The sequence below is a fragment of the Pseudomonas sp. NPDC089752 genome (genome assembly GCF_044748725.1).
GTDB lineage: Bacteria > Pseudomonadota > Gammaproteobacteria > Pseudomonadales > Pseudomonadaceae > Aquipseudomonas.
The window spans coordinates 179,299-199,219 of record NZ_JBIVGP010000002.1; the positions used below are offsets into that span (position 1 = coordinate 179,299).

The following is a 19,921-nucleotide window of genomic DNA, read 5'->3' on the forward strand; positions in this document are numbered from 1 at the left end:
GTTACAAACGTGAAACTATTTAAATTATAAAAATCGTCATTTTATTGGCGATTAGCAAGGCCATTTTAGGACCAGGGAGAAGTACCCCATGCGCGTTTTAACCCCCATCACCAGTGCAATTCTGTTGGCCATGGCGTGCGCCAACGTTCAGGCGATGTCACTCAACGAGGCTGTCCAGAGCGCCGTGGACTATCACCCGGAAATCAGCTCCAACCGCAACAGCAAGCTGTCGGCTGATGAGGATGTGAAATTCGCCCGTGGCGGGTACTTTCCCACCGTCGATCTGGTGGCCGGTTACGGCAGGCAGCGTTCAGACAACATCAACACCCGTGGAGTGAATGCCGATGGCACCCGCAACCACAACAAGGAGACGCTCAACTACACCCAGTCGGAGCTGCGTCTTCGGCAAATGATCTTCGACGGCTTCAACACCTCCAACGAAGTCGGCCGTACACAGGCCGTGGCCACGTCGCGTGCCTACTACACCCAGGCGGTCGCCCAGGATGTAGCCCTGCGCGCCATCGAGGTGTACCTCGAGGTGCTCAAGCGCCGGGAGCTGGTGACCCTCGCCAAGAACAACCTGCAGGCTCACTTGCGGGTCAACGACCAGATCGGCTTGCGCAGCGAGCGCGGCGTCGGCAGCACTGCAGACCTCGACCAGTCCCGTGCCCGTCGCGCCCTGGCGGAGAACAACCTGGACACCGCCGAAGTCGACCTGGCCGATGCCGAGGCCAATTTCTACAGCGTGGTCGGCCGCCTGCCTGACGAACTTGAAGGCCCGCAATCGGTGAAGGTGGAAATGCCCGGCACCCTCGACGAAGCCCGCGAAGGCATGCGCCAGAACAACCCGTACCTGAAATCCGCCCAGGCCGACGTCAACGCCGCCGAGCAGCAGTACGAAGTGGCCAAGTCGCCGTTCTATCCGCGCCTGGACGCAGTGCTGGCCACCGGCGCCAACAACAATCTGGGCGGTGAGAAGGGCCACAGCAACAACGACTGGCAGGCCGGCGTCGAGCTCAGCTACAACCTGTTCCGGGGCGGCAGCGACAAGGCGCGCCTGCAGTCCGACGCACACAAGATCAACCAGGCCCTGGATATCCGCAACAACGCCCTGCGCGAGCTGACCGAAAACCTCAGCCTGGCCTGGAACGCCATGAACAACGCGCGCAAGCAGACCCCGACCGCGCGCGAATACGCCGAGACTACCCAGCGCGTGCGCGCCGCCTACCAAGACCAGTTCGGCCTCGGCCAGCGCACCCTGCTCGACGTGCTCGACAGCGAAAACGAGCTGTACAACGCCAACCGTCGCTACACCGAAGTGCGTTACACCGAGGAGTACTCGATGTACCGCGTGCTGGCGACCATGGGTGAGCTGCTGAGCAAGCAGCGCATTTCCCTGCCGCCGGAAGCCATCGCCACCAACGAAGTGCGTACCGAAGCGCGGTTGCCCGACATGCGTTGACGCCAGCGCTCAGCAGGCACGGATCGCCAGGCATCACCCCCATCCACCGAGGCGGGAGTAGTCCATCGTGACCAGTATGCAAAGCGCGCAGCCGCGCCCCGATGTCGATGATCCGCTGCTCGATGGCCTGTTGATCCTCTGCCGCCTGCACGGCCGGCCGGCCAGCCGCGCCAGCCTCAGCAGCGGCCTGCCCCTGCTGCACCAGCGCCTGGGGCCGGACCTGCTGCCACGGGCGGCAGCCCGCGCCGGTTTGCAGGGGCGCGTGCTGCAGCGTGAGCTGGAAGCCATTTCGCCCCTCAACCTGCCGGTGCTGCTGTTGCTCAACGACGGACGCAGCGCCGTGCTGCAGCGCTGGGGCGACGATGGCCGGGCGCTGATCCTGCCCTGCGAAGCCGAAGGCGGCGAGCAATGGGTCGAGCGCGAGGCGCTGCAGCAGGCTTACAGCGGCCACGCCCTGTTCGCCCGCCCCCGCCACACCCTCGAAGAAGTACGTTCGCCGCTGCTGCCACGGGTCGAAGCCTGGTTCCGCGACACCCTGCGTCACTCCCGCTGGCTGTACGGCGATGCGCTGCTGGCCAGCCTGCTGATCAACCTGCTGGGCCTGATGGTGCCGCTGTTCGTCATGCAGACCTACGACCGCGTGGTGCCCAACCAGGCGCTGTCGACCCTGTGGGTGCTGGTGGCCGGCCTGTTCATCGGTACCGCCTTCGAACTGGTGCTGCGCATGGTCCGCGCCCACCTCCTGGACCAGGCCGGCAAGAAGACCGACCTGATCCTCTCCGCCACCCTCTTCGAGCGCATCACCGGCATGTCGATGAAAGCCAAGCCCGCCAGCATCGGTGGCTTCGCCCAGAGCATTCACGACTTCCAGGGGCTGCGTGAATTCCTCACCGCCGTAACCCTGACCAGCATCATCGACCTGCCCTTCGTCGCCCTGATGCTGTTGGTGATCGGTCTGCTTGGCGGCTGGCTGGTGGTCATTCCGCTGATCGCCTTTCCGTTGGCCGTGGGCTTTGCCCTGTTCATCCAGGCGCGCCTGCGCGACACCGTGCAAAAAAGCCTCAGCCTTGGCGCCGTGCGCCAGGCACTGCTCATCGAAACCCTTGGCGGCCTGGAAACCCTCAAGGCCTGCGGCGCCGAAAGCGAGCGCCAGTACCAATGGGAACACACCAACGGCGCCATGGCCCGCCTCGATGCCCACGCCCGTAACTTGTCGTCGCTGGCCAGCAACGGCACGCTGTTCATCCAGCAATTCTGCGGCATGGCCACCATCGTCGCCGGGGTGTACAGCATCATCGCCGGCAACCTCAGCGTCGGCGCCCTGGTCGCCAGCTACATGCTCGGCAGCCGCGTGCTGGCGCCACTCGGCCAGATCGCCGGGCTGATCACCCGCTACCAACAGGCGCAGCTGACCATGCGCAGCACCGATGCGCTGATGGCCCTGCCGCAGGAGCGCCAGGCCGAACAGCAGGCCCTGGAGCACACAACCCTCAAGGGTGGCCTGACCCTCAGCCATGTCAGCTTCCGCTACCCGGCGCAGACCAGCCCGGCGCTGCAGGATGTGAACGTGACCATCAAGCCCGGCGAGCGCATCGGCATCATCGGCCGCAGCGGTTCGGGCAAGAGCACCCTGGGCCGCCTGCTGATGGGTTTCCATCACCCGGAAGAAGGCCAGGTGCTGCTGGACAACCTCGACCTGCGCCAACTGGACATCGCCGACCTGCGCAGCCAGCTCGGCTATGTCGCCCACGACCTGCCGCTGCTGGCGGGAAGCCTGCGCGACAACCTGACCCTCGGCGCACGCCACATCAGCGATGCGCGCATGCTCGAAGTGGCCGAGCTGACCGGCGTCAGCGAGCTGGCCCGGCAGCACCCGCACGGCTTCGACCGCCCGGTGGGCGAGCGCGGCCAGCTGCTGTCCGGCGGCCAGCGTCAGGCCGTGCTGCTGGCCCGGGCCCTGCTGCTGGAGCCGCCAATCCTGATCCTCGACGAGCCCACCAGCCACATGGACAACAGCAGCGAAGAGCAACTGCGCCAGCGCCTGCTCAGCTGGGTGCCGGGCAAGACCCTGCTGCTGGTCACCCACCGCACCTCGATGCTCAGCCTGGTGGACCGGCTGCTGGTGCTGGACAACGGCAAGATCGTCGCCGACGGGCCGAAGGATGCGGTCATCGACGCCCTGCGCAAAGGCCGTATCGGTGCAGCACTGTAGAACGGCAAGAGCCGCTCCCACCGGGGCCAGTCAAACCAGTCAGTCATGTTGATTTCTGTGGGAGTTAAGCCATGACCACAAGCCACAGCGTACGCAGTGCACACGCAGGCTCCAGCCCGCGCAGCGAACGCGACTACATGCCGGAGCTGGCCAGCGCCACCCTGCAGGATTCCCCGCGCCTGTCGCGCCTGACCGTGTGGCTGGCGGCCGCTTTGCTGTTGGTCGCCGTGGTCTGGGCCAGCCTGGCGGTGCTAGACGAAGTGACCGTCGGCGAAGGCAAGGCAATCCCGTCGAGCAAGGTGCAGGTGGTACAGAACCTCGAAGGCGGCATCGTCACCGAAATCTTCGTGCGCGAAGGCCAAATGGTGGAAAAAGGCGCCACGCTGCTGCGCCTGGACGACACGCGGTTCAAATCCAATAAAGGCGAAAGCGAGGCCGACCGCTATGCCCTGACCGCCCAAGTCGAACGCCTGTCAGCCGAGGCTGAAGGCAAGCCTTTCGTGCTCTCAGACGAAGTACGTGCCAAGGCGCCGCAAGTGGCCGAGGACGAGCTCTCGCTGTACGACTCGCGCCAGCGCCGCCTGGCCAGCGAAAAACAGACCCTCAACGAGCAACTGCGGCAGAAGACCCAGGAGCTGGCCGAGTTCCGTTCCAAGGTCGAACAATACCGCTCGGCCGTCAGCCTGCTGCAGCAAGAGACGGACATGTCGGCGCCGCTGGTGAGCAAAGGCGCCATCTCGCCGGTGGAAATCCTGCGCCTCAAGCAGCGCACGGTCGAAGCCCGCGGCCAGCTCAACGCCACCAGCCTGGCCATCCCCCGCGCCGAGGCGGCCGTGGCCGAGATCCGCAGCAAGATCCAGGAATCCGACGCCAGCTTCCGCTCCGATGCGGCCAAAGAACTCAACGACAAACGCACCGAGCTATCGAAGATCACCGCTACCAGCATCGCCATCGATGATCGGGTAAACCGCACCACCGTGGTGTCGCCGGTGCGAGGCATCGTCAAGCTGCTCAAGGTCAACACCATCGGTGGCGTGGTGCAGCCGGGCAGCGACCTGGTGGAGATCGTGCCGATCGAGGACAACTTGCTGATCGAGGCCAAGGTGCGGCCGCAGGATGTGGCGTTCTTGCATCCGGGGCAGCCGGCGATGGTCAAGTTCAGTGCCTATGACTACACCATCTATGGGGGTTTGAAGGCCAAGCTTGAGTTGATCAGTGCCGATACCGTGACGGATGAGAAAGGCAATGCGTTTTACCTGATCCAGGTGCGGACCGAGAAGAATCACCTGGGGGGGGACAACAAGCCGCTGTTGATCATTCCGGGGATGGTGGCGACGGTCGATATCATCACCGGACAGAAGAGTGTGCTGGATTACCTGCTCAAGCCGGTGCTCAAGGCACGGACTGAGGCGTTGCGGGAGCGGTGAGTTGTCATGGCGGCCTCTTCGCGGGGCAAGCCCGCTCCCACAGATATTTCACAAAACTCAGAGTAGCGCCGTCCTGTGGGAGCGGGCTTGCCCCGCGAAGAGGCCGGTACTGCCAATCAATCTGGCACAGACTGACCCTTCATCTGCTCCAACTTGCCACACTGCTCACTGGCCAGGCGACTAATGATCCGGATCGCTTGATGAATACCGGCAGTATTGCGAAAGCTGAGATGAGGGTTGTGCTCGCACTCCAGCATCTCATCATGCTGGACCAGCGCCTCGCCTAGCAGTTCGAGGGTCCAGGCATAGTTTTGAATATTGGACAGGCGCTCATGATCAGTCATGTGGTACCTGCCTTGCTGCGCCTGCGGAGCGGGTTTGGCTGTGGATCGGATAAAACCGATGTGCAGCCTGCGCCGGCGATTTACGGCGGCGGAGAACGAATGCGAGGATCCTGGCAAAGCTCAAGGTAAGCATGCATGAAACTCCAAGTTAGGTTGGAGCTGCCACGCATCGTCGCCAAACAATTGGGTGGCAGCTGTACGCAGGTTGGCGAACCGGGAACTTGGAACCCGGCAGACCCGAAGGTCTCCCACGCACAGCCGCCATGGCACGAGGCTGCGGACGCAAAAAAAGCGCCTGCAATCGTGTGGGGCGCTGTTGCGCCAAGTTATCCGGGTCGCCAAACCCGATCGCGGAATTTGCCGCGACACAGGGAATCTATCCCCCTGTGCTCGCTATCGCAAGCACCAATGTTGTGTGAATCGGATTCAATTTCCGTAAGAGCGAAGAAGCCTGCACGGGCAACCGTGAATTTCAGCCTTCACCGTGATTTCGCTCGAATGTCTCAGCGCCCATCGCCCTGATCTGCCCCTCGATCAACGCCTCGAACGGCCGCAGCAACCCATCGAAACTCGCCGGTTGCTCTAGCACGTTCAACGCCTGCACCACCGCTTCGATGGTCGACACCGCTCCCGGCTCCGGAGCCTTGCGCAGGCGGTAGCGTGAAGGGGCCACCTGCGCCAGTGTCACCCGGGGCAGCGCGTCCAGCAGCGGGTTGAGGTATAGCAGCTTGCGCGCCTTGCGCCAGGTGCCGTCGGGTACGATCAGCAGCAGAGGCGTGTCGTTCGCTTCGCCATAGGTAGTCAGCACCTGGGCATCATCGCCAGGGAACAGCAGCACCGGCCGGTAGCCTGGCGCTTGCAACAACTCGCCAAGGTCCTCGAACACTTCACCAATGCGCAACTCGGCATTGACCAGGCCAAGCGCGGCCAGCCGAGCGGTATTCAGGGCGTGCGAGGTTTCACTGGGGTGCTGCAGCAGGAACACGCGGGTGCGGCTGTCGAGCGAGGGGATCAGTGGGCAAAGGCAGTGATCGAGCGGGCGCTGGCAGCGCTCGCAGCGGGGTCTGGGCATGGGGGTCTCCGGTGGCGGAGGGATTTTGCCATAGAGGCGGGGCCGACGGGCGCTAGGCTTTGGTCTTTTGGTGTTCATGAAATCGAGCGCCGCCCGCGCGGCGCATCGCGAGCAACGCTCGCTCCTACGTTTGTTTCGGGCCAGTAACGCCAGTGACAGTCGCGCGCGACCGCCTTTGTGGAACGATGCTACATTGCGCCATGCGCCAAAGCGGCCGCGCGCAAATCCCCCAGAAATAATTGGCCCGAAACAAACGTAGGAGCGAGCGTTGCTCGCGATGCGCCGCGCGGGCGGCGCTCGATCTCACATACGCTAAACAACCAACGTCATGCACCCCCGCCCACTCCGCCAATCAGCGGTTGAACCGCTCCGCCAGACTATGCAGATATTCCGCCATACGCTCCAGGTCCTGGCTGATTTCCGCCCCCTGCTTGGCCTGCCCCGCCGTCTGATCGCACAGCTGAGCAATACGCACGATCTGCTGATTGATATCTTCGGCCACGTGACTCTGCTGCTCGGACGCCGTAGCCATCTGCTGGCTCATGCCGGTAATACGACTGACCGCCTGGGCAATCCCGGCCAGCGCCGACTGCACCGCCTCGACACTGTGCACGCTGTCCCGCGAGATCTGCTCGCCACGGTTGGCGGTGCTAACCGCACGTTCAGCACCTGCGCGCAGGGAGGCGATAATATGGTGGATCTCATCGGTAGAGGACCGTGTGCGCTGAGCCAGTGAGCGCACTTCATCGGCGACCACGGCAAAGCCCCTGCCCTGCTCACCCGCGCGCGCCGCCTCGATCGCGGCGTTGAGCGCCAGCAGGTTGGTCTGTTCGGCAATCGAGGTGATGGTGTCGACCACGCTGCCGATCGATTGGGTTTGCTCGGCCAGGGCATTGACCGCCTGGCCGATGTCGCTGACCGCCTCGCTCATGCTGCCCATCGCCTTCAAGCTCTGCTGCGCCAGCTCGCTGCCCTGCTGGGCCAACTGGTCGGCATCGCCTGCCGCATGCGCGGTGCTTTGCACGTTATGCGTGACCTCCTGGATGGTCGCCGCCATCTGCGCGATGGCCGTGGCCGACTGGTCGGTCTCGCTGCGCTGGCGATCGAGCATCTGTGCCTGGGCATCGGACAAGTCGGCAGACTGCGCGGCCCGTGACTTGACCCCGACACCGGCGTCCACCAGGCGGGTCAGTGCGGTTTGCAGGCGCGCTTCCTCGCTGAGAATCGCCAGGTCGAGCTGGCCGTGAAGGCCAGGGTTATCGCTGTAGGTCAGCGCCACCAGCGGGCTGGTGAAGGCCTTGGGGTGCTCGGCCAAGGTACGGCGAATGGCCTGATTCTGCCGCTGTTCAATCAGGTACCAGGCCACCAGCAAGCTGGCCATCAACACGCCCAACGCTGCATAAGGTGGTAACCACAGGTAGCCGGCCGCCGACAGCAGACCCGCCCCGAGCAGCGGCCAGCCATTGCCCAGGCCATGCCCCAGGCGCACCGCCCAAGGCACCGCCGAGCGGCCGGCGCGCAAGCGCGCATACAACGCCTCGGCGCGGCGGATCTGTTCGCGTGTCGGCACCGAGCGCACCGACTCGTAACCGCTGACCCGGCCGTTCTCGTAGATCGCCGTGACGTAGGCGCTCACCCAATAGAAGTCACCGTTCTTGGCGCGATTTTTCACTACGCCCATCCAGGGTTTGCCCTGCTTGATGGTGTCCCACATATGGCCGAACACCGCCGGCGGCATATCGGGGTGTCGGACCAGGTTGTGGGTCTGGCCGACCAGTTCGTCGTAGGTGAACCCGCTGATCGCCACGAAGGCGTCATTGCAGTAGGTGATGCGGCTGTTGAGGTCCGTGGTGGAGATCAGGCGCTGGTCGCTGGAAAACGTTCTTTCGTGCTCAGTGACGGGCAAATTCATGCGCATCTTGGGCGGTCCTTGCTTGTATAGATGAAAGGGAAAATCATCAAAGCAAGTAGAGGTTTAGCAGAGGGCTAAAGGCACAGCGGTCAGGTTTTGCAGGAAAAGCGCTTATCCCGACGGAATGACTGAAATAGCGTGCGCATCAGCCGACGTTAAGCTGGCTTTTGAGCAAATCCCGGAACGTCTGGATCAACGGCTCACGGCTGCGACCGCGCCGGATGATCAACGAAAATGGCGCTTGATAGCCGAAAGTAGCCGGCGATAGCACGCGCAAATCGCCCTTGTCGACCCATGCCTGGGCGTAGTGTTCCGGCAGGTAGCCGATATAGGCGCCGGACAGGATCAAGATCAACTGCGCCTCCATGCTCTCGACTGTCGCCGCACTGTGCTTGAAGCCATGTCGTGCCAGTTCCGCCTGGCTCCAGTAACCACGCCCCACCATGCGCTGCTGGGTGACGACCGGTTCGTGAATGCGCCGCTCGGCAAACAAAGGGTGGCGGCTGCTGCAGTACAGCCAATGCTGCTCGCGATACAGCGGCTGATAGACCAGGCCACTCATGCGTGAGGAAAACGCGCCAATGGCCAGGTCCAGGCGATTGTCCTGCACCCCCAACTGCAATTCGTAAGGGCTGGACACCGACAAATGCAGGTGCACCGCCGGGTGTTCCTGGCTGTAGGCACCAATCGCCTCGGCCAGGGGCAGCGCGCGGTCGCCGACGGTGGAGTCGATCACCCCGAGATTGAGGGTGCCGCGCAGTTCGCCTTTGAGGGCAGCGGCATACTGCTCGAAACCATCCAGCTCGGCCAGCAGGCGCAAGGTCTCCTGATGAAACAGTTCGCCCTTGCTGGTCAGGCTGAATCCGCCACGGCCACGGTGACACAGGACAATACCCAAAGCGCCTTCTAGCTGGCTCATGTAAGTGCTGATGGCCGAGGTCGACAGGTTGAGCTCGCGCTGGGCATTGGCGAAACCCTGGTGGCGCACCACGCTGACGAAGATGCGCAGCAGTTTCAGGTCGGGCAAGGTCGAGGCCATGGTGCAACGGGTCCGTAGGTAAATTTTTTGCGCAGTCTAACTGCTCTGGCAGCCTTTAGTTTAGAAATTCCTGAAGTAAGTTTTTGCCGGTAGCGATTTTTCCCACGCACTACCTTCCAGCAGACTTGGCCGAAATGTCCCTGCCCGCCGGCACAACCCCACTACAAGGCGCGCGGCGGCACAGGTTCGAACAAACAAAACAATCGACCGACTGATGAGGCCCACCGTGGACAAAGTTCTCCACCAACCACTGGGCGGCAACGAAATGCCGCGTTTCGGCGGCATCGCCACCATGCTTCGCCTTCCCCACCTGCAAAGCGCCGAGGGCCTGGACGCCGCGTTCATCGGCGTGCCCCTGGACATCGGCACCTCGCTGCGCTCCGGTACCCGCTTCGGCCCCCGGCAGATTCGCGCCGAATCGGTGATGATCCGCCCGTACAACATGGCCACCGGCGCCGCCCCGTTCGACTCGCTGTCGGTGGCCGACATCGGTGACGTGGCGATCAACACCTTCAACCTGCTCGACGCCGTGCGCATCATCGAAGAAGCGTACGACGAGATCGTCGAGCACAACGTCATCCCGATGACCCTGGGTGGCGACCACACCATCACCCTGCCGATCCTGCGCGCCCTGCACAAGAAACACGGCAAGATCGGCCTGGTGCACATCGATGCCCACGCCGACGTCAACGACCACATGTTCGGCGAGAAGATCGCCCACGGCACCACCTTCCGCCGTGCCGTGGAAGAAGGCCTGCTCGATTGCGACCGCGTGGTGCAGATCGGCCTGCGCGCCCAGGGCTACACCGCCGACGACTTCAACTGGAGCCGCCGCCAGGGCTTCCGTGTAGTGCAGGCCGAAGAGTGCTGGCACAAATCGCTGGAACCGCTGATGGCCGAAGTGCGCGAAAAAGTCGGCGGCGGCCCGGTATACCTGTCGTTCGACATCGACGGCATCGACCCGGCCTGGGCACCTGGCACCGGCACCCCGGAAATCGGCGGCTTGACCACCATCCAGGCGATGGAGATCATTCGCGGCTGCCACGGCCTGGACCTGATCGGCTGTGACCTGGTTGAAGTCTCCCCACCTTACGACACCACCGGCAACACCTCACTGCTCGGTGCCAACCTGCTGTTCGAAATGCTCTGCGTGCTGCCGGGCGTCGTGCGTCGCTGATACCGCTACACCCGGGCAGGAGCCATGAGGGAGGGCCACTGAGGCCCGCCAACACAAGACAAGACCGCCGGGCGCCGTAAGTACGCCCGAGCGGTCGATCTCGCCATAATAAAGATAATCGGGAGACCCCCAATGGCCTTGGACATCATTGTTGTAATGATCTATACCGCCGGCATGCTCGGGCTTGGCTGGTATGGCATGCGGCGCGCGAAAACCCACGAAGACTACCTGGTGGCGGGGCGCAACCTGGGCCCAACCCTGTACATGGGCACCATGGCCACCACCGTGCTGGGCGGTGCTTCCACCGTTGGTACCGTACGCTTGGGCTATGTCCACGGCATCTCCGGCTTCTGGCTGTGCGCGGCCCTGGGCCTGGGCATCATCGCCCTCAACCTGTTCCTCGCCAAACCGCTGCTGCGCCTGAAGATCTTCACCGTGACCCAGGTGCTGGAGCGTCGTTACAACCCCATGGCCCGCCAGGCGAGCGCCGCAATCATGCTGGCCTACGCGCTGATGATCGGCGTGACCTCGACCCTGGCCATGGCGACCGTACTGCAGGTATTGCTCGACTTGCCGTTCTGGATGTCGCTGCTGCTCGGTGGCGGCGTGGTGGTGGTCTACTCGACCATCGGCGGCATGTGGTCGCTGACCCTTACCGATATCGTCCAGTTCGTGATCAAGACCGTGGGCCTGATGTTCATCCTGCTGCCGGTGTGCCTGTACAACGCCGGAGGCTGGGACACCCTGGTCGCCAAATTGCCGTCGGCCAGCTTCGCCTGGACCACCATCGGCTGGGACACCATCATCACCTACTTCCTGATCTACTTCTTCGGCATCCTGATCGGCCAGGACATCTGGCAGCGGGTATTCACCGCCCGTGACGAAAAGGTCTGCCAACGCGCCGGCACCACCGCAGGTGTGTACTGCGTGCTGTACGGCCTGGCCTGCGCCCTGATCGGCATGGCCGCGCATGTGCTGATGCCGGACCTGGCCAACCCGAACAACGCGTTCGCCGAAATGATCAAGAGCCAGCTGCCTGACGGCATCCGTGGCCTGCTGATGGCCGCTGCCCTGGCGGCGATGATGTCGACCGCCAGTGCCGGCCTGCTGGCCGCCTCGACCACCATCACCGAAGACCTGCTGCCCAAGCTGCGTGGCGGCAAGCAATCGAGCCTGAGCGTGAGCCGCCTGTTCACCCTGCTCACCGGCCTGGTGGTGCTGGGCATCGCCCTGGCGGTGAACGATGTGATCAGCGCCCTGACCCTGGCCTACAACCTGCTGGTCGGCGGCATGCTGATCCCGCTGATCGGGGCGATCTTCTGGAAGCGTGCGACTACCGCAGGGGCCATCGCCAGCATGTCGCTGGGCTTTGCCACCGCGCTGCTGTTCATGTTCAAGGATGGCTTGGATGCCAACACGCCGATCTACTACAGCCTGGCGGTTGGCTTGGTGAGTTTTGTAATGGTCAGCCTGTTGTCGCGCAAGACCGTAGGTGTTGCGAAGCTGGCCTGATCAACGCAATAACCTGAAGAAGCAAAAAGGCCGCGGCATCATCACTGATGCGGCGGCCTTGATGTTTTCAGCGGCGGCGCGGCTGGCGCCGGCGTTGTTCTTCATCAGTCGGGATCGGCACCGGCTGCAAGGGTGGTGGTATCAGCCCCAAGGCAACAGCCAAGTCGTGGAGCCAGTTGAACATTTGGTTTCTCATATTGCCCCCTTGACGGGTCAGCCTCACGGTCAATCAATCCTGCGATGTTTCATACAGATCATAGTCCGATGTCCCATCTTACGCATGCCCTTGTTCTTACAGATAGGGGCGAGTTTGACTCGGATCAAGCGGAAATGCCCGATTCCGACGACTGGTTAATCGTTTCGCTTTGTTGCAAGTCGACCCACGCCTGCAAATTCGCACCGCGCATCCCCTGCCGCCACATCAGCCAGGTCACCGCCTGATCGAACGGCGTCTGCAGGCGATGGGCGCGTACGCGGTCACGCCCAGGCAGGCTGTCGAGCATCGACTGGGCCATCAACGCAACGCCCGCGCCGGCGATTACACAGGCCAGCATGCTCTGGTACGACTCTATTTCCATCACCCGGCCCATCGGTGTGTGGGCATGGGCGTACCAGGCTTCCAGACGCATCCGGTAGGAGCAGCCTTGGCGGAAGGTGAACACCGCCTTGCCCGCCACATCCCGGGCAGTGTGCACCGGCGGGTGTTCAGGGCTGGTGATCAGCACCAGCTGCTCTTCGCACAAGGGCACGCCATCCAGCCCGGCCAGGCTCGGCGGGCCATCCACGAACGCAGCATCCAGACGGTGGCTGAGCAAGCCTTCGAGCAGATCACCGCTGGGTGCGGCCTGCACCTGCAGGTTCACCGCCGGATACGCCTGGTGGTAGCGGGCCAGCAACGCCGGCAGGTGGATGGCCGCGGTGCTGTACATCGTGCCGAGCACGAAATCACCCGCTGGCTGGCCGCCTCGCACCGCCGCCATGGCTTCGTCACGCAGCGCCGCCAGGCGGTTGGCGTAATCGAGCAGCACCTTGCCAGCGGGCGACAACTGCAAGCGCTGCCGTTCGCGCAGAAACAGCTCGACGCCCAGTTGCTCTTCGAGCTGACGCAGTCGAGTCGACAAGTTCGAGGGCACGCGATGCAAGCGCTCGGCGGCACGGGTGACAGAACCTTCCTCGGCGACGGCCTGGAAGATGCGCAGCTGGCTGAACTCCATGACATTCTCCAAAACAGAACAACTTGATCATCATTATTCAATTTTATTGAAAGGAAAAGCGCCATACCCTGCCATCCATCGCTTACATCCGTGCAGGAGCTTTCTCATGTCGCCCTTCGTACAACTGCTGGCCAGCGCCGTAGCCCTGATGATGGCCATGGGGATCGGCCGCTTCGCCCTGACGCCGCAACTGCCGCAGCTGATCGCCGAAGGTCAGTTCGACCTGACGGCCGCTGGACTGGTTGCGGCGGCCAACTACCTCGGTTACTTCATTGGCGCGGCCGATGCGATGTTCGCCCGCAAGCCGAACCAGGTCAGGCTGCGTCTGCAGGGTGGCCTGTGGCTGTGTGTAGTGCTGACCCTGGCATCAACGGCCGCTGACGGGTTCTGGGGCCACTTGCTGCTGCGCTTCGGTACCGGCGTCGCCAGTGCCTGGGTATTGGTGATGATTACCAGCCTCAGCCAACAGCTCGCCAACGCCCACAACCGCCAGCGCCTGGGCGCCCTGGTGTTCGCCGGTCCGGGGCTGGGTATAGCCCTCACAGGCCTGCTGGCACTGGCTGCCCACGTGCTGGGGATGGGCTCGGCGGCGCTGTGGCTGATCTACGCGGTTGCAGCGCTGGCCATGCTGCTGGCGGTGCGCCCTTGGCTGCCGCGTGCGTTGGAACCCGTCGTGGTGCCGGGCGTGACGCAGCAAGGGGCATCGCGCAGCGTGGGCATTGGCCGTCTGGGCCTGGTGTATGCCTTGTACGGGGTGGGCTATATCTTGCCGGCGACTTTCCTGTCGCAAATGGCCAATCAGCAGTTCCAGGGAAACTGGATGGCCGACCTGTTCTGGCCGGCCTTTGGTTTAGCGGCGGCATTGGGCGTGGCGCTGGTGAGCCTGCGGCGCAGCGGCCGGACGTCAACCTGGCTGATCGCGACCTTGTGGCTGCAGGGCTTGGGCGTGTTGGCCTGCCTGATGGGCGGCGGCCTTGGCCTGGCCTTGGGGGTGGTGTTGTGCGGTACGCCGTTCCTGGCCTGCATGCAGCTGGTAATGCAACGTTCGCGAGAGCTGGCGCCGCATGCGACTCAACGCAATGCCGGGCTGCTGACCGCCTGCTTTGCCCTTGGGCAGCTCAGCGGGCCCTTGCTGGCGGCGTTGAGCAACCATTACAGCGCCAGCCTGCAGCCGGCTTTACTGTTGGCGGCTGCAGGGCTGGGGCTGGCAGGCGTGCTGGTACTTGCCGGCACCAGCAGCCTTAACCAACGAACTTGCGCAGCTGCTGCTTTACCCAGGGCTCGGCACTGACCAGCACCACCCCGAGCAGAACCATGACGGCGCCGAGCACAAAATTCACGCTCAGCGGCTCGTCCAGCAACAGCACGCCAAAGGTCACCCCAAACAAAGGCGTGATGAACGAAAACACCGCCAGGTTCGATGCCAGGTACTTGCGCAGCAACCAGAACCAGGTCAGGTAGCTGATGAAGGAAACCACGATACCCTGAAACAGCACACTGCCGATCGCCAAAGGCGTCCACGACACCTTGCCGATCTGCCCGCTGAGCAAGGCAATCAGCAACAAGCCGACAAAGCCCACTGCCAGTTGATAGAACAAGGTCAAGGTCGCGGGCGCCTCGGACAAGCGCGAGCCACGCACCACCACCGTGGTCGCGCCCCAGGCCAAACCGGCCAGTACGCCGAAGGCATCACCCAGCAGCATGCGCCCGTCCATCTCATCGAACGACATGCCCCCGGCAAACGCGGTGGCAATCCCGCCAAACGCCAGCAGAATACCCAGCCACTGCAGCAACCGTAGTCGCTCGCTGGGCAACATGAAGTGCAGTCCAAGGGCTGTGAATACCGGCGCGGTATAAAGGAACACCGACATGTGCGCCGCCGACGTCAACTTCAGGCCCTCGGCGATGAACAGGAATTCCAGGCCAAACAACCCGCCTGCCAGCAGCCCACCGCGCCAGGTATCGCTCACCTGCCCCCAGCCGCCACGCCAGCAGATCAGCAGCCCCACCAGCACGGCAGCCAGGCAGTTACGCAGCGCCGCCTGCATCACCGGGGCGATATCGACGGCGGCCGTCTTGATCAGCACCTGCTGGCAACCCCAGATCAGGCATAGCCCGAGCATCACCTGAAAAGCAAAGGCGTCGGGGTTCTTGCGGGCCGCGCTCATGGGCGGCCCTCCAGGGTAATCGATGGCATGGGCAAGGCTCGGCAGTCTTCAAGGAAGACCGATTATCGGGTTTCCCGGGCCGACCTTGCCAGCCTCAAAACGACTTCAAGCGATCTGCGCTTTTGCAGACACGTGCTCGAAAGTGGTTTCGTCCAGCGCATCTTCCTGGTCGTCCAACACCTGCCGAGGGTGCTCGAAGCCGGGGATGCTGCTGTCGATCAGGCTCATCAACCGCGATCCGCGCTCGGTCAGCACGAAGTTCTCACCGTTGCCGCCATCTTCCGGCGACCGGGTTTCGATGAAGCCCCGCTCGAAGAGCAGTTTTTCGTACTCGCAGGCACGGGTTTTCAGATGGTCCACATCCCCCACCGGCTGACCACTGGCGGCCAGCGCTGCCGCGTGCTGCTCGGCATAGGGGCGTGGGGTGAAGCTTTGACCGGCGCCGTTTTGCACTTCGTGCAGCAAACGCTCGATCAGGTCCCAGTCGTAGGTGATGCTCATGGAGTTGGCCTCTTGCTGTGGACGCATGGGGTACACAGCTTGGGACCTGATGGCGGGCAAATGTGTTCCGAAAGAAATCTGGAATACAGCATTGACGCCTTGTACTACAACGCAATCCGATTCCGGAACAGGGCAATACAAGCGTATCAATATCGTGCATCGGGCGGCAAAAACCAGAAACCAATTGCGGTATCCCACGAATGTATTTTATAAACTACATTCGCTCGATGAATAAAATCGAATCCACCAGCTTCAAAAAATGGGTGATCGGGCTTCGAGATGCCAGTGCACGCGTCAGGATCATTTCTCGTATCAACCGACTCATGGAAGGGGTGCCTGGCGACGTCTGCCCCATTGGCCGTGGCATTAGTGAGCTCAGGATTCACTACGGCCCAGGTTACCGGGTGTACTTTCACCAATCGGGCGATACATGGGTGATTCTGCTCTGTGGTGGTGACAAGGGTAGCCAGCAGCGCGACATCAAGGCTGCTCACCAGATTCTGCGTTCGTGGAGGATGCAAAATGACTGAGATGTTCTTCGAATTCGATCCGGCCGAATACCTGACCACGCCGGAGGCCATAGCGCAGTTCATGACAGATGCTCTGGAAACGGGCGATGCCTGCTATGTTGCCAAGGCTGTTGGGGTAGTGGCACGGGCCAAGGGCATGAGCGAGCTGGCTAAAGAAACTGGCCTGTCTCGTGAGCAGCTTTATCGTTCGTTCAGTGAGCATGGCAACCCAACGCTGAAATCCTTCCTCGCCGTGATGAAGGCGTTGGGCATTGATATGGCAGCCAAACCTCATCTTGCCCATTGAGATTCAGCTGATTTTCACCAAGTAGTTGATAAACAACCGAAACAGCTCCGCATTCCCGGCAATCCCCAGCCGCTGCCAGATGTTATGCCGGTGGACTTTCACAGTCCCCTCGGAGATCCCCAGCTCCCGCGAGATCGACTGACTGCTGTGCCCTTGCAGAATCAGTTTGGCCACGTGCCGCTGAGTTTCGGTCAATTGGCCCTGGAGGATGTCGACGAAGGCATCCTCCAGCTGGCTATCCGAATCCTGCGGGTCGGCCAGATCACTCGCATGCGCCAGCTGCAGGTGCTGACTGAAAATGGCATCGATCAACGGTGTCAACGCAGCGAGGCGCTGCACTTCATCGGCTTCAAAAGCCCCTTTGTCCAGGCCGCGCATCAGGGAAAACACCAGCGCCGAACGTTGCCGTACAGGGACGATGAAGCCGATCTCTTCGATCAGACTGCCGTGGTGCGACGAGACACAGGGGTGGATGTCGGGCGAGATGGAAAAGCCCGAGGCGTAAAAGCTGTCAGGCGCCAGCTCGCTCATGCGCCACAACCCTGCAGGGTGATTGTTGGTACAGGCGACATAGAACGGGTCAAGCAGGTAACCGCCGCGCAGGTAGGCCTTGAGCGTGCGCTCGGTCACCCGCTGCTGGTAGCCGTCGTGCACCAGCAGCGCCGGCTGGTTGAAGCGAAACAGGTAGGCGCAGCTCATGTCGAAATCGACCACACCCTTGAGCGCGCTGTCGATGGCCGGGCCCAGGGCATCGCTGCCAATGCTGCGGATCACCGCGGCGAGGCGGTTGGCGTGGTCGCTGTTCATGGCTGCGGCCTGCGTGATTGGGGTCAAAGGCGCGGGGAAGCCGCGCCCGGAAAGCATTGAACGATGCCTGACCTCATCAATGCAACGGTGCGCTCACCTGCAGCAACCCGTCCTGTTCTTCCTGACGACCCAGTTCCTCTGCCTTGGGCACCGCCAGCCAGTAGGCGAGCAGCATGCCCAGCAAGCCGCCGGCGAGTTTGCCAATGATCAGCGGCCCGATCAGCGTCGGCTGGAAGTTCGCCGAGTAGGCCAGGTGGTCACCAAAGGTGAACGCTGCGCACACGGCGAAGGCGATCACCAGCACCTTGTCCTTCGGCGGCATGTCGGCCACCAGGCGGAACATCGCAAGGATGTTCGCCGAGGCGGCGAGCACGCCGGCAGCGCCCACTGGGGACAGGCCGAACCGGGAGGCCACCGCTTCGATCGGCCGCGACAGGAACCGCTTGATCAGGTAGACCATCGGGAATGCCCCGCACAGCATGATGCCGACGTAACCGGCAATTTCCAGCGCACGGAACTGGTCGTCCTTGTCGGCAATGATCGGCGCAAAACCCCAACCACCGAACAGCGCGGTAAATACGCCAGTGAAGTACTCGACGATCGACGCCACCAGCACCAGCGTCACCGCCGCATACATCAGCTGCCCCAGCTTGAGGAACAGACTCACCATCAGGTTGGGGAAGTAACGCAGCGCTGCCGCCAACGCCACGCAGAACAGGATCAGTGGCGACAGGTTGCGCAGTAACGTCGGCAAGGTGAAGTGCAGCGCCTGGGTCGCCGCGCCCGCCGTGGCGATATCTGGGCGTACCCCCAGGCCCATCGTCTGCATGCCCATGGCGATCAGCACGATGCTGATCGGGATGCTCAGCAAACCCGCCATGATGCCCAATGCCATATATTTGTGGTCAGCCTTGTTGAGCATGGCCAGTCCTACCGGGATAACGAAAATCACGGTCGAACCGCACTGAAAACCGGTGATCAGCCCGAGAATCCAGCCTTCAGGGCTGTGCGACAGCGCCTGTGCCAGTTGGTAACCGCCAAGGTCCGAGGCGATGAAGATTGGCCCGGCAATGCCGGCATCCGCGCCCATTGCCTGGAACAGAGGGCCAATGAATTGGCTGATGAAGCTGGAGATGAACGGGATGGCGGCCATGATCCCGGCCACCGGGATGAAGATCGGGCCGATGCTGTGCAGGCCGGCGGTGAACTCCTTGGCCAGTTCCGATTCAGCGTTGATGATTGACGCAATGGCGCCGACCACCGCGCATGCCATGATCACGTAGATGACGTAAGTGCCTAGGTTTTCCATCTGCTGCCTCTGTGTTGTTGAAGTTGGCTTGGGGCAGAATTGAAAGGTGCTGCTGTTCTTGTTGTAGGGCCTTACATAGCGGTGTAGGCGTTGTCGACGAACAGGTGCGAGCCGCTGACGAAGCTTGATTCGTCACTGGCGAGGAACAGCGCGGCAGAAGCCACTTCGGCGGGGTCGCAGAGCCGGCCCTGCATGGTCTTGATCGCCTCGTCCGAGGCATCCACGCCGTAACCGCGCAACAGGTCGAGTTCTCGCCGGCCGTGGGCGGTACCGATGAAGCCTGGGCAAATGGCGTTGCTGCGGATGTTCTGGTCGCGGTATTCCACGGCCAGGGCACGGGCGAACATGTGGCAGGCGCCCTTGGTGGTGCAATACAGCACCTCCATCGGCGTGCCGACCACAGCCGAAATCGACGAGGTGCAGATCACGCTGCCGCCACCGGCGGCGAGCATGCCCGGGAGCACCGCCTTGGTCACCAGGAACATGCTTTTCACGTTGACGCTCATCAAGCGGTCCCAGTCGGCCTCGCTGGTTTCGAGGAAGGGGCCGGCGGCGATGATACCGGCGTGGTTCATGAGCACCGTGATCGGGCCGAAGTGCGCCTGGGCTTGAGTGACGGCGCGGTGCACCTGGTCGGCCTGCGACACGTCGGCGGCGACGAACAGCGCCTGTCCCCCTTCGGCATTGATACGCGCCGCTACCGCTTCGCCCTGGCTGGTGGGCAAGTCGAGGATTGCTACCTTGGCGCCCTCGGCGGCGAACAGCTCTGACGCGGCCAGGCCACATCCCCCTGCTCCGCCGGTAATCAGCGCCACCTTGCCTTTCAATCGATCCATGGGTGTCTTCCTCAGTTGTTGTGCTTGTGTGACCAAACTAGAGCTGAGGATGAGCTCGGTAAATATACCCAGGGGTATAGCCGCCAGTCCTGGCCATTGAACTAACCGTCAAG

At 62.7% G+C, this 19,921-nt stretch carries 19 protein-coding genes; 8 read left to right on the top strand and 11 right to left on the bottom strand.

From position 1 onward, the window contains the following. Positions 1–88 precede the first annotated feature (88 nt). From ACIPZF_RS03645 to ACIPZF_RS03655, 3 genes are all read left to right on the top strand, one after another. Complete coding sequence (locus ACIPZF_RS03645) at positions 89–1,462, top strand: TolC family outer membrane protein (protein WP_400795306.1); 1,374 nt, start codon at positions 89–91, stop codon at positions 1,460–1,462. Between the two features lie 76 nt (positions 1,463–1,538). Next, a complete protein-coding gene (locus ACIPZF_RS03650; protein WP_400796085.1) occupies positions 1,539–3,674 on the top strand; it encodes a type I secretion system permease/ATPase in 2,136 nt (711 codons plus the stop codon). 71 nt (positions 3,675–3,745) lie between these two features. Continuing rightward, positions 3,746–5,101, top strand: coding sequence for an HlyD family type I secretion periplasmic adaptor subunit (locus tag ACIPZF_RS03655; protein ID WP_400795308.1), 1,356 nt, complete (start codon positions 3,746–3,748; stop codon positions 5,099–5,101). Between the two features lie 116 nt (positions 5,102–5,217). Here ACIPZF_RS03655 and ACIPZF_RS03660 read toward each other — a convergent pair whose 3' ends face one another. From ACIPZF_RS03660 to ACIPZF_RS03675, 4 genes are all read right to left on the bottom strand, one after another. Next, positions 5,218–5,445, bottom strand: coding sequence for a hypothetical protein (locus tag ACIPZF_RS03660; protein ID WP_400795310.1), 228 nt, complete (start codon positions 5,443–5,445; stop codon positions 5,218–5,220). A 472-nt stretch (positions 5,446–5,917) separates the two neighbouring features. Continuing rightward, on the bottom strand, positions 5,918–6,517 hold the full coding sequence (locus tag ACIPZF_RS03665) for a tRNA-uridine aminocarboxypropyltransferase (RefSeq protein ID WP_400795312.1): 600 nt from the start codon (positions 6,515–6,517) through the stop codon (positions 5,918–5,920). Positions 6,518–6,869: 352 nt separating this feature from the next. Then, positions 6,870–8,435 carry a methyl-accepting chemotaxis protein gene (locus ACIPZF_RS03670; protein WP_400795314.1) on the bottom strand — a complete coding sequence of 522 codons (1,566 nt, stop codon included), beginning with the start codon at positions 8,433–8,435 and terminating at the stop codon, positions 6,870–6,872. Between the two features lie 139 nt (positions 8,436–8,574). Then, on the bottom strand, positions 8,575–9,468 hold the full coding sequence (locus ACIPZF_RS03675) for a LysR family transcriptional regulator (protein WP_400795316.1): 894 nt from the start codon (positions 9,466–9,468) through the stop codon (positions 8,575–8,577). Positions 9,469–9,694: 226 nt separating this feature from the next. Here ACIPZF_RS03675 and speB point away from each other — a divergent pair, with 226 nt between their 5' ends. Together speB and ACIPZF_RS03685 are read left to right on the top strand one after the other, a co-directional pair. Continuing rightward, a complete protein-coding gene (gene speB, locus ACIPZF_RS03680) occupies positions 9,695–10,645 on the top strand; it encodes an agmatinase (RefSeq protein ID WP_012315641.1) in 951 nt (316 codons plus the stop codon). Positions 10,646–10,777: 132 nt separating this feature from the next. Next, a complete protein-coding gene (locus ACIPZF_RS03685) occupies positions 10,778–12,157 on the top strand; it encodes a sodium:solute symporter (protein ID WP_400795317.1) in 1,380 nt (459 codons plus the stop codon). Positions 12,158–12,224: 67 nt separating this feature from the next. On the opposite strand, the gene ACIPZF_RS03690 is transcribed toward ACIPZF_RS03685, so the two are convergent. Further along, positions 12,225–12,353, bottom strand: a complete 129-nt coding sequence (locus ACIPZF_RS03690) for a PA1414 family protein (RefSeq protein ID WP_400795319.1) — start codon at positions 12,351–12,353, stop codon at positions 12,225–12,227. A 124-nt stretch (positions 12,354–12,477) separates the two neighbouring features. Then, a complete protein-coding gene (locus tag ACIPZF_RS03695) occupies positions 12,478–13,371 on the bottom strand; it encodes a LysR substrate-binding domain-containing protein (RefSeq protein WP_400795321.1) in 894 nt (297 codons plus the stop codon). A 106-nt stretch (positions 13,372–13,477) separates the two neighbouring features. Here ACIPZF_RS03695 and ACIPZF_RS03700 point away from each other — a divergent pair, with 106 nt between their 5' ends. After that, on the top strand, positions 13,478–14,662 hold the full coding sequence (locus ACIPZF_RS03700) for a YbfB/YjiJ family MFS transporter (protein ID WP_400795322.1): 1,185 nt from the start codon (positions 13,478–13,480) through the stop codon (positions 14,660–14,662). Here ACIPZF_RS03700 and ACIPZF_RS03705 read toward each other — a convergent pair. Together ACIPZF_RS03705 and ACIPZF_RS03710 are read right to left on the bottom strand one after the other, a co-directional pair. Then, entirely contained in the window at positions 14,613–15,539 is a 927-nt protein-coding gene (locus tag ACIPZF_RS03705) for a DMT family transporter (protein WP_400795324.1), read from the bottom strand. The genes ACIPZF_RS03700 and ACIPZF_RS03705 overlap by 50 nt on opposite strands. Positions 15,540–15,644: 105 nt before the next feature. Then, positions 15,645–16,040, bottom strand: a complete 396-nt coding sequence (locus ACIPZF_RS03710; RefSeq protein WP_400796088.1) for a transcriptional regulator — start codon at positions 16,038–16,040, stop codon at positions 15,645–15,647. A 227-nt stretch (positions 16,041–16,267) separates the two neighbouring features. On the opposite strand from ACIPZF_RS03710, the gene ACIPZF_RS03715 reads away from it, so the two are divergent. Further along, entirely contained in the window at positions 16,268–16,570 is a 303-nt protein-coding gene (locus ACIPZF_RS03715) for a type II toxin-antitoxin system RelE/ParE family toxin (RefSeq protein ID WP_400795326.1), read from the top strand. Beyond that, complete coding sequence (locus ACIPZF_RS03720) at positions 16,563–16,856, top strand: addiction module antidote protein (RefSeq protein ID WP_400795328.1); 294 nt, start codon at positions 16,563–16,565, stop codon at positions 16,854–16,856. The genes ACIPZF_RS03715 and ACIPZF_RS03720 overlap by 8 nt, the downstream gene beginning before the upstream one ends. 3 nt (positions 16,857–16,859) lie before the next feature. On the opposite strand, the gene ACIPZF_RS03725 is transcribed toward ACIPZF_RS03720, so the two are convergent. The 3 genes from ACIPZF_RS03725 to ACIPZF_RS03735 form a co-directional block, all read right to left on the bottom strand. After that, complete coding sequence (locus ACIPZF_RS03725; RefSeq protein WP_400795330.1) at positions 16,860–17,663, bottom strand: LuxR C-terminal-related transcriptional regulator; 804 nt, start codon at positions 17,661–17,663, stop codon at positions 16,860–16,862. 76 nt (positions 17,664–17,739) lie between these two features. Then, positions 17,740–18,972 (bottom strand): ethanolamine utilization protein EutH, encoded by a 1,233-nt coding sequence (gene eutH / locus ACIPZF_RS03730; RefSeq protein ID WP_400795333.1) that lies wholly within the window; start codon positions 18,970–18,972, stop codon positions 17,740–17,742. Between the two features lie 71 nt (positions 18,973–19,043). Next, positions 19,044–19,808 (bottom strand): SDR family NAD(P)-dependent oxidoreductase, encoded by a 765-nt coding sequence (locus ACIPZF_RS03735; protein WP_400795336.1) that lies wholly within the window; start codon positions 19,806–19,808, stop codon positions 19,044–19,046. Between the last annotated feature and the right edge of the window lie 113 nt (positions 19,809–19,921).